This window comes from Paenibacillus sp. 01L418 (assembly GCF_056400045.1).
On record NZ_JBFTSN010000520.1, the window covers coordinates 1 to 3,973 of the forward strand.

Genomic DNA, 3,973 nt, shown 5'->3' on the forward strand with positions numbered 1-3,973 from the left:
CTGCTGCGTAGCGATCAGCTTCGAGCCGATTTCCGTAATCTTTTCTTCCATTTGGTTAAGCGACGGGTCCAGCTTTATGACCTGCTTCGCACGGTCAACATCAACGGTTTTTAATGCTTCCATCGATTCTACGAGCGCTTTTTCAACAAAAGTACCCATATCAATCAGCAAATTATGAAGATGCTCTAGTCCTTGGTCAAACTCTTTACGCGTGGTCATCATGAACGGCATTCCCCCTACAAGGTTTGTAAAACAACATCATTCGCAAGGCCAAAATCATATGATTCAACCTCTTGAATAGAAGTTTTCTCCCACGATCCGTTTGGCTTAGCCGAAACGTCCGCTTATATAATCTTCTGTGCGCTGATCGGTTGGATTGGAGAACAGCTTCTCCGTATCCGAGTATTCAACGACCTCGCCATTCAAGAAAAACACCGTTTGATTGGATACGCGGGCTGCCTGATGCATATTGTGAGTAACCATCACGATTGTGTATTTATCTTTCAATTCTTGAGCAAGCTCTTCAATTTTCAGCGTGGAAATCGGGTCAAGCGCTGATGTCGCCTCATCCATAAGCAAAATATTTGGGTTTACTGCAAGTGCGCGGGCAATACAAAGGCGCTGCTGCTGTCCACCAGATAAACCGAACGCGGAACGTTTCAAGTGATCCTTTACTTCATCCCACAATACCGCGGATTTCAAGCTTGTTTCTACAATTTCATCGAGCTCGCGCTTGCTAGTAATACCATGCAGGCGAGGACCGTATGCCACGTTATCATAGATCGATTTCGGGAATGGATTTGGCTGTTGGAATACCATGCCGACCTTTTTGCGCAGTGTTTCTACATCCACTTCATTCGAGTAAATTTCAGTACCGCCAATGGCGATACCTCCCTCGATCCGAGTGCCCGGAATCATATCGTTCATACGGTTTAGTGTACGAAGCAAAGTTGACTTTCCGCAGCCGGATGGACCGATGAATGCAGTGATTGCTTTCTCAGGTATCGTTAGCGTTACATCCTTCAAAGCGTGGAAAGCGCCGTAAAACAAATTCAGCTTGTTAATATTAATAAGTGCTTCCATATCGTTTTCCTCCTAAATATTCTTCTGATACTTGTTGCGAAGCAAAATAGCCGAAAAGTTCATTAGCAACAGCAGCGCTAGTAAAACGATAATACCGCTGGCCGCAAGCTCCTTAAATTCAAGCTGTGGCTTGGACAACCAGTTGTACACTTGAATAGGAATAACCGTAAACGAATCCTTAAGACCTTCTGGCAAAAAGGCAACATACGTTAATGCTCCAATCATAACTAGCGGTGCCGTTTCTCCAATTGCACGAGACATAGCAAGAATGACGCCAGTTAGTACGCCCRGAAGAGCTGAGGGCATAACAGAGCGAGAAACGGTCTGCCACTTGGTCGCGCCTAGAGCGAACGAAGCATCACGGCGTGATTTCGGAACGGCACGAATCGCTTCTTGTGCAGATACGATAATAATAGGAAGCACAAGCAGCGTCATCGTGAGCGCCCCTGCAATGAGGCTGCGATCAAGAGCGAGCAGTCGTACGAACAAGGTTAAGCCCAAAATACCATATACGATGGACGGAACGCCCGCTAGTGTACTGATATTAAGCTGAATCATCCGGGTAATCCGGCCCTTTTTCGCATATTCCTCCAAGAAAATCGCAGCTCCTACTCCAAAAATAAAGGAAATAGGCGCCATAATAAGCAGCATGTAAATCGTACCAACCAGCGCCGACTTCATTCCGGAACCGTCCGCTTTGCGAGACGGGAAGTTCGTGAATAGATCAGGCTGGAGCCTTGCAATACCGTCGATCAAAATATCTACGATTAACGCGCAAAGCGCGAGAACGCCGATGGAAGTAGCGGCGACGAACAGGATATGAAGCATCCAATCCTTTTTCYGCCGATTAGCAATTTGCTTGCGGTTTGCATCTAGAAATATGTTCATCTTAGTACTCCTCTCTGAATCTTCTTGCAATGTACTGGGCAAGAATATTGAGTAGGAATGTAATGACGAACAACGTCATGCCGACCGCGAAGATCGATCCATACTCAACCGTTCCATGCGGCGTATCCCCAAGGCTGACCTGAACGATATAAGCGGTCATCGTCTGGATGCTCTCGAGCGGATTAGCCGTCATATTAGGTGTAGAGCCTGCCGCTACCGTAACGATCATCGTCTCGCCGATCGCCCTTGAGAAAGCAAGTACGGCAGAAGCCACGATACCCGAGAAGGCTGCTGGCACAACGATTTTCAAAGCAACCTCGAACCGTGTTGCGCCAAGCGCATAAGCGCCGTCACGCAAGCTGCGCGGTACAGAGGACATCGCATCCTCACTTAGCGAGCAAACCATAGGAATAATCATAATACCGACAACAATACCGGCACTTAATGCGTTGAACACGCCGGCGCTATGAAAAATACTTTGAATAAGAGGTGTAACCAAGCTAAGAGCAAAGTAACCATATACGATGGTTGGAACTCCTGCGAGTACCTCCAATATCGGTTTAATTACTTTACGAACCCGCTTCGGTGCATATTCTGATAAGTAAATGGCACTTGCAAGCCCTAGAGGGATAGCGACTAAACAAGCGATAAACGTAATCATGAGCGTGCCTGACAGGAGCGGCAAAACGCCGAAGCTTTTGGGCGGAATTAACGGTGACCATTTGGTCCCAAACAAGAAATCAAAAATCGGTATTTTTTGAAAAAACTGATAGGTCTCTGAGATGAGTGTGACGACAATACCTATTGTAGTTAGAACAGATACGGATGCACACAGGAACAATAGGATTGGCATCAATTTGTTCATGATGCTTACGCGTTTATTTTTGAAATCATAGACTTCCTTGCTGTTTGTTTGAGCCTTACTGACCGTTTGCAGCCCTTGGCTTGGCATTGCAGCGTCCTCCTTCTTGCCTTTACAATTCGTTTACATTTGTGCCGATAAAAAGGTGATGTCCCTCGAGACACCACACATTTTCATCAGGTCGTTTGTTACTTATTTAATTTTTGCTGCTTCAGTTGCGTATTGCTCATCTGGAAGGGATACATAACCAACTTCGCCAGCAAAAGTACCGATGTTGTTGATATAGTATTTAACGAATGCGTTCACTTCTGGACGCTCAAGCTCTTTATTGTTTGCATAGATGAAGAGCGGACGGGACAATGGAGCATAAGTGCCGTCTTTAATTGTGTCATAAGTTGGTGCAATAGCGCCTTTGCCGCCGTCTACAGGAACAACTTTCAATTTATCTTGGTTTTCTTCAAAGTAAGCAAAACCGAAGTAGCCAATGCCGTATTTGCTGCCTGCTACGCCTTGAACAAGTGCGTTGTCATCTTCAGAGAAGCTGATTGCTTTATCATTGCGAATGCCTGCTTTTTCAAGAATAGCTTCATTAAAGTAGTCATAAGTTCCGGAATCAGCGCCTGGTGAGAACATTACGATCGGCTCAGCAGGGAAAGTGTCGCGAACATCTTTCCAAGTTGTTACTGTGCTGCCAGTTGTAAAGATTTTGTTCAGCTCTTCAACTGTCAAGTGGTCGATGAAGTCATTGTCTTTGCTTACAACAACAGACAAACCGTCAAATGCTACAGAAAGCTCTGTATATTCGATGCCAGCTGCTTTACAAGCTGCTGCTTCTTCATCCTTGATGTGACGGGAAGCATCTGCAATGGCAATTTCGCCTGCGCAAAATTGTTTGAAGCCGCCGCCTGTGCCAGATACGCCAACCGGTACTCGTACATCTTTGTGCTCTTTGTTGAATTCTTCAGCTGCTGCTTCTGTAAGTGGGAACACTGTGCYTGAACCATCAATTTTAATTTCGCCTGACAATTTCACATCTTCACCAGCTGGTGCGTTAGTTGCAGTGTTATTCTTAGATCCTGTATTTTCAGAACCTTTATTTCCGCTATTATTACCACATGCAGCTGCGAATACGAGCAGCGT

5 protein-coding genes are annotated in these 3,973 nt (G+C 45.7%); all 5 read right to left on the reverse strand.

What is annotated here, in order from left to right:
* A partial coding sequence (locus AC1DSE_RS31825) for a PhoU domain-containing protein (RefSeq protein ID WP_477528800.1) occupies nucleotides 1-222 on the reverse strand: 222 nt, incomplete at its 3' end.
* 105 nt (nucleotides 223-327) lie between these two features.
* Nucleotides 328-1,083: a phosphate ABC transporter ATP-binding protein PstB gene (gene pstB, locus AC1DSE_RS31830; protein WP_308999341.1), complete on the reverse strand. Its 756-nt coding sequence runs from the start codon at nucleotides 1,081-1,083 to the stop codon at nucleotides 328-330.
* Between the two features lie 12 nt (nucleotides 1,084-1,095).
* Nucleotides 1,096-1,971, reverse strand: a complete 876-nt coding sequence (pstA, locus tag AC1DSE_RS31835) for a phosphate ABC transporter permease PstA (RefSeq protein WP_477528801.1) — start codon at nucleotides 1,969-1,971, stop codon at nucleotides 1,096-1,098.
* Nucleotide 1,972: 1 nt separating this feature from the next.
* Nucleotides 1,973-2,836 (reverse strand): phosphate ABC transporter permease subunit PstC, encoded by an 864-nt coding sequence (gene pstC, locus AC1DSE_RS31840; RefSeq protein ID WP_256711019.1) that lies wholly within the window; start codon nucleotides 2,834-2,836, stop codon nucleotides 1,973-1,975.
* A gap of 189 nt (nucleotides 2,837-3,025) precedes the next feature.
* Nucleotides 3,026-3,970: a PstS family phosphate ABC transporter substrate-binding protein gene (locus AC1DSE_RS31845; RefSeq protein WP_477528802.1), complete on the reverse strand. Its 945-nt coding sequence runs from the start codon at nucleotides 3,968-3,970 to the stop codon at nucleotides 3,026-3,028.
* Nucleotides 3,971-3,973: the final 3 nt, after the last annotated feature.

Bases quoted from the DNA above. Each gene is read 5' to 3' on its own strand.
- pstB (WP_308999341.1), bottom strand. From the start codon at position 1,083: ATGGAAGCACTTATTAATATTAACAAGCTGAATTTGTTTTACGGCGCT.
- pstC (WP_256711019.1), bottom strand. From the start codon at position 2,836: ATGAACAAATTGATGCCAATCCTATTGTTCCTGTGTGCATCCGTATCT.